The organism is Oleiphilus sp. HI0117, assembly GCF_001635235.1.
This window is the reverse complement of sequence record NZ_LWGA01000738.1, coordinates 1-6,101: the sequence shown is the minus strand read 5'-3', so window position 1 is coordinate 6,101 and position 6,101 is coordinate 1. Positions and strand designations below refer to the sequence as shown.

Annotated in this window: 4 protein-coding genes; all 4 read left to right on the top strand. The window is 46.0% G+C overall.

Annotated features, from left to right (window positions below; translation table 11 throughout):
- Positions 1–717, top strand: a 717-nt coding sequence (locus A3757_RS11435) for an AraC family transcriptional regulator (RefSeq protein WP_068739651.1), incomplete at its 5' end; no start/stop codon positions are given.
- Between the two features lie 353 nt (positions 718–1,070).
- The gene (locus A3757_RS11430; RefSeq protein ID WP_068513979.1) at positions 1,071–2,735 is read left to right on the top strand and encodes an acyl-CoA carboxylase subunit beta; all 1,665 of its coding nucleotides are present in this window, start codon (positions 1,071–1,073) and stop codon (positions 2,733–2,735) included.
- Positions 2,735–5,596, top strand: a complete 2,862-nt coding sequence (locus A3757_RS11425; RefSeq protein WP_068553521.1) for a biotin/lipoyl-containing protein — start codon at positions 2,735–2,737, stop codon at positions 5,594–5,596. The genes A3757_RS11430 and A3757_RS11425 overlap by 1 nt, the downstream gene beginning before the upstream one ends.
- Positions 5,597–5,607: 11 nt before the next feature.
- The gene (gene mce / locus A3757_RS11420) at positions 5,608–6,015 is read left to right on the top strand and encodes a methylmalonyl-CoA epimerase (protein ID WP_068553520.1); all 408 of its coding nucleotides are present in this window, start codon (positions 5,608–5,610) and stop codon (positions 6,013–6,015) included.
- The last annotated feature ends 86 nt before the right edge of the window (positions 6,016–6,101 follow it).

Here is a 6,101-nt window from a genome sequence, read left to right as displayed (position 1 = left end):
TTCTATAACCAGATCAACAATGAAATAAAGGTTTCTCTTGATGTCGAAGGAGAGCACGTATATTTCACCTCAGAGTTCAACACTCCGGAATTAGATTTCGAGCACTTTTATATCGAGTACTGGCACGTCATTTGGCACCGCTTTGCAAGTTGGTACATTGGCAAACCCATTAAACTAATTGGCGCCTATATTAATTACACCCCCATTGATCATGAAGAATTTGAGCTCTTGTTTCGCTGTAAAACTAACCAAAAGAGCAAATTCAACCGCTTAGTCTTCCATCGGAAGTATCTCGAAGAGCCTTTGATCAAAACTACTCGCGACCTAAAAGTCTTTCTAGCACGCGCGCCGATAGATCTACTTACCATCCCCGGCGAAGACAATAGCCTGACAGCACAAATCAAACTTCTTATAGAGCCCAAGAGCACCCACATCAGCGAAGCAATTAAACTTCCAAATAGCGCTGTCATCTCTCGCCAATTAGGAATCAGTGAACAAACACTACGCCGAAAGCTTCACCTAGAAGGCATTAGCTATCAACAAATCAAGGATAATCTTCGCCTCGATATCGCTAATAAGCTGCTGACCAAGCGCAACCTGACTATCGCAGAAATTTCTCAGCACCTTAACTTCAGCGAACCCCGAGCCTTTTCACGCGCCTATACAAAATGGACAGGCGAAACACCGAAAACCTACCGCGTAAAAAAGATAAAATAAGCGATTAAGTCTATTTATCTGCACCTTTTCAACCAACAAATAAGCGTTTATGTCTATTTAAATTTTATATATTTGTCCTATACAGACATCATAACAAAACACTTATCTGTTTAATTTCAACACCTTAATTAAATATCACACCTTACCTCTCGTATCGAAGCGCACTTTATTTTATAGACATTTCCAAATATCATCGCTGCACTTTTTAGGACAAAAGCGAACCTTTTTCGTTTTAGTCATAATATTAAATTGCCAAAACTTCGCTACACTTGAGCGCTAAAATACACCTATACTTAGTAGCTTTATTTAACGAACTCCTATCACGACAGGCAAGCAAACTAACGGACCGTGCGATGACAACAAGCAAAGACGCCACACCCAAGATCAGCCTAGATAACCCTTTTGGTTCTGACAACGAGCTGGACTTTAGAATCCCCGGGCAAAATGCAGAAAACCCCGGACTTTATGAAGAAACTCTCCGTAAAGGTTACGACCTGATGCAGCGCCCAAGAAAAGCTGCTGGTGTAACGGCCATTACGCGTCAACACAGTAAAAAGCGAATGACGATATGGGAACGTATTTCAGTTCTAACAGATGAAGACCCAAAGGTACTGTTCCAGAACTGGGGTAAAAATCTAGATGGCGCGTCAATCGTCACGGCAGTCGTAAAAATAGACGGCCGAGACGTTGCCTTATACGGTCACGATTTCACCGTCAGGGCGGGCTCTATGGATGCCACCAACGGCACTAAGCTAGCCCGCTTAATGGAGCTTGCGGGTAAACGAAAGATTCCTTTAGTGGGCCTAAACGATAGTGCCGGCGCTTACGTCCCCGCCGGAGTCGGCGGTCTAGACGGTTACGCCGAAGCTTTTACCGCTTTAAGAAAGATCAGCGGTGTTGTACCTAGCATTATGTGCATGTTTGGTTTTAATGCCGGTGGTGGTTCATACCTTCCACGCCAAGGTAGCTTTATGATTCAGCCAAATGATACATTCTTTGGCCTAACAGGCCCTGGTGTGGTGAAAAGTGTACTCGGTGAAGATGTAACGCCTGACGAGCTTGGCGGCCCTGGCGTACATAGCCAAAGTGGTGTCACAGATATCGTGGTAAAAGATGAAGTCAGCGCCTTGAAGAAAGTTCGCCAACTACTCAAATATCTTCCGAACAACAATTCCGAGTTAGCACCCTATCAGGAAACGTCCGATCCGATTGATCGTAAGACCTGGGATATCGACATCCTGCTGAAGAAGGCCTTCAATAGCCCAACCGGTTTCAATACGCCTATTGATGTCACTATCATGATCCAGCAACTTTGCGACCATGGCGACTTTATTGAAATTCAGGAAGAGCGTGCACGTAACACGGTTACAGCCTTGGGTAGAATGGGTGGCAATGTGGTCGGCTTTCTGGCCAATAACAGCGCCGTGTCTTCAGGCCAGATTGATATTGATGCAGCCTATAAGAATGCACGCTTTATCCGCTTCTGTAACCTTTACAATATCCCTGTCATCTTTATGGAAGATACAACGGGTTTCTTACCTGGTAAAGATCAAGAATCAAACGGTATTGTGCAAGCAGGTAGAGCAATGCTTGATTCAATTATTGACCTAAGAACGCCTCGTTTTTTGGTGATCATTCGTAACGCTTTCGGTGGTGCTTACGCTTCTTACAACTGCTATCAGACAGGTGCAGACTTTGTATGCGCCCTGCCTTCTACCAGAGCAGCCGTAATGGGACCAGCAGGTGTAGAATTTGTCTATAAGAAGGAGTTACGCGCTATTCGCGGTGCGGTTAAGACAGGCGAGCAAAGTGCCGAATGGGGCGCTGAGCAAGAAGCCTTACTCGCAAAACGCTATGAAGAAGAATTGATGAACCCAAATGAGGCGTTGAGCCTAGGGTCGATCTCTCAAATTGTTATGCCCAGAGACATGCGCAAGGTCTTGTGCGAACAGCTCAATTTCCACTTATCACACTATACACCTGAGCCACTCGGCGGCGTACAAAGGGAGTCTTTCTAATGAGTAACGAACATTACCTTAACAACCCGCTGACTCATCAAGACCGTCGTTTAGGCCAATCAGACAGCACTTGGGTACGTAGCTTCTCGTGTGAAGACATTCGCCCCTTAATCATTTGTCGCGGCCCTATTCGTAAAGAAGCAATGGATGTATTTGCAGAAATGGGAGTGACGCATTGCGGTATCTTATTGTCTGAAAAAGACAGTATTGTTTATCAAAATGCCTTGGCGCCAGAACTGCGCCAAATCAACAATCCTGACCGCATTCACCGTGTGCCAGACTACAGCGGCGCAGATAAAGAAGAGCGTGTTCAGCGCATAGAACAGATCATTCGCATTGCTAAAGAGAACAACTATAACGCTATTTTTGCCGGCTACGGCTTTATGGCCGAAGACGAAGCGATGGTTGGCGCAATGGAAGAAGCCGGTCTGAACTTTATTGGCCCTTGCTCGGAAACGGTTCATAAAGCAGGCCTAAAAGACGAGGCGAAGCGCACCGCATTGCAAGTCGGCGTCAGTGTAACGCCTGGAATCAACAATGCTACTGCCTTGACACTCCTTAAAAAGCATAGCGATGAAAAGGCGCTACTGTCTTTAGTCAAAAAAGAAGGCTTAGCACTCAACCAAAAACGCTTTGAAAATGCCGACTCAATTGAAGATAAAGCCGACGTCGTGCTTGATGCAGGCTACAAAAAAGGCATCGACCTTTATAGCGTGGCAGAGCTTCAGGAAACCGTCCGCGAGCAAGTAATCAAGATTGGCCAGGAATACCCTGAAAACCGTATTCGCCTGAAATGCATCGGCGGTGGCGGAGGTAAAGGCCAACGAATACTCTCCAGCCCTTCAAGCTTTAAAGGCAGCATCGAAGAGCGCTTAAGCCAAGCAGCAGATGAAGCACCTTCTCTAGTACTTGAGATCCTCAACGAGGTAAAAGCGACAGGCCAAGGCGACAACAAGAATATTCTTGTCGAGTTGAATATCGAAACCACCCGTCACCAGGAAATCCAGGTGATCGGTAATGGTGAATGGGCACTGGCTTTGGGCGGTCGTGATTGCTCTTTGCAGATGCATGAGCAAAAGCTGCTGGAAATATCGGTTACGACCGAAGATTTACAGCATGCGCTTACAGAATCTTTGCATCGCGGTAGTGAAGCCGAATCTAAAATCCTTAGCCAGGAGATCAAAACCCTTCAGGCGATGGAAAAAGAATCCGAAGTATTTGGTCAGGCAGTAGGCTTGGACAACGTATCCACCTTCGAGTGTATCGTTGACCGCGACAAACACTTCTTTATGGAAATGAACACCCGAATTCAGGTTGAACACCGCGTTACAGAGCTCTGTTATAGCCTGAAATTCGTCAACCCCGACAACGCTGATGACAGTTTTACGGTGCACTCATTGGTCGAGGCCATGGTATTACTCGCTGCACACGGCAAGCGCTTACCCAAGCCCGAGCGCGTATTGCGTCATAATGCTTCGGTTGAAGCCCGCCTTAATGCAACTAACCAAGCTTTGGCACCCCATGCAGGTGGTTTGATTGAACATTGGTCAGATTCGCTTGATGGCGAAATTCGTGACGACCAGGGTATTAGTCTTCACAACCCTGATACCGATGTATTCATGTCCTATCACTTGGCCGGTGCTTACGATAGTAATATCGCCCTACTCCTGACTGTTGGCAACAATCGTCTGGAAAGCTTTGAACAAATGTCTGAAGTACTTCGCCGCACTAAGCTGGAAGGTAAGGATCTAGGCACCAACCTTGAATTCCATTACGGCTTGGTCAACTGGATAATGGGCAACAATATTCATGCGAAACCAACAACCCAGTTTATCGTTCCCTATCTAACGGCTGTAGGCGCGTTAAAACAACAGGCACAGCAATACGACCTGAACCAGGTTTATGCTGAAGTGTGCCAAGCAAATATTGCTAGCCTTAAATCCAAGGACGACAAGACTGCAATGCAAAGCGTATTGCAACGCAAACACCTATTGCTTACACGTCCGGTTGAGCACTTAATGCTTGAACCGCATTTGTTATCCGGCTGGTTGGCCATGCATCAAACTCACTTCTCGGTTGATAAGAAGGGCAAGGTCTCCTGGATAGAAAACCCGATTAAAGTTCTGGATGAAACTTATCATTTCCTTAACATGGACTTTCACCCGGGAAACAAGCGAGAGAACCCAGCGGCCACCATGATCTGGGATCATGACCAGGAAATCCTCAGCGATGCACTTTCCTTCTATAGCACACTTGAAGAAAAACTGGATATTTGCAACTTCAACGACTTAGACAAAGCCCTAAAAGCTGCCAAGCACAGCGATTTTGATACAGCGACCTGGGCCGCAATCAAAGCTGCCCACGCAGGCTATCAAGCTGGCTGCAGAGTACTACTATTACTGCCATACATAGCCGCCAAGACAGGTTTCTTCGAACTGAAAGTCGCTGATGACCTGAGCTTAGTCATTCCTGAGAACTTAACCAATAAAGATTATCAGGAAGCGATGGCGAAGGTCCTAGTACCACCACCTGTCGCGAAAAGTGATGAGATTCTCGCCAGCTCAGGCGGTATGTTCTATTCGCGCGAAGCGCCTGATATGCCTCCCTTTATTGAGGAAGGCCAGCACTTTGAGACGGGAGATCCGCTCTATATCGTTGAAGTCATGAAGATGTTCAATAAAATAGCTGCGCCGTTCTCTGGCACCATTGCTAAAGTGCTGCTTGAAGACGACGGCACCATTATTAAGAAGGGTCAGCCACTGTTCAAAATTGTTCCTGATGAAGAAATCGTTATTGAAACAGACGAGCAGATAAAAGACAGACAAACCAAAGCTTGCACTGAGTTTTTGGCGAATATTTAGGAGAATAAACAATGATTACAGGCTTAGACCACATTGCGATAGCAGTGCCAGATTTACAGAAAGCCATAGAGCGCTTTGCAGAAGACTTCGGCTTGAACCTGAAAGGTCAGGAAGATGTACCTGAAGCAAAAACCAGTGCTGCGTTTTTAGACGTTGAGAAAACCAGCATTGAATTGATTCACCCGCTTAACGGTGAAGGCCCTGTGCAGAAATACTTGGAAAAGAAAGGCGGTGGCATTCACCACCTTTGTTTCCGCAGCGACGATATCGAAGCGGATGTTGAGCGTTTGAAGGCAAAGGGTTATCAATTCCTTTCCGATGCACCTTCACCTGGTGCGCACAATTGTAAAGTGATCTTCATCCACCCAAAAAGTGCCGACGGCATTTTAATAGAGCTTAACCAACCCATGGGTCAGTAAGCACTTACATAAGCATAACAATAGAGCAGCTATTACTTAACGAGAAATACTATGTCTGATAAAAAGCCTGATTTAGCCGCACAACT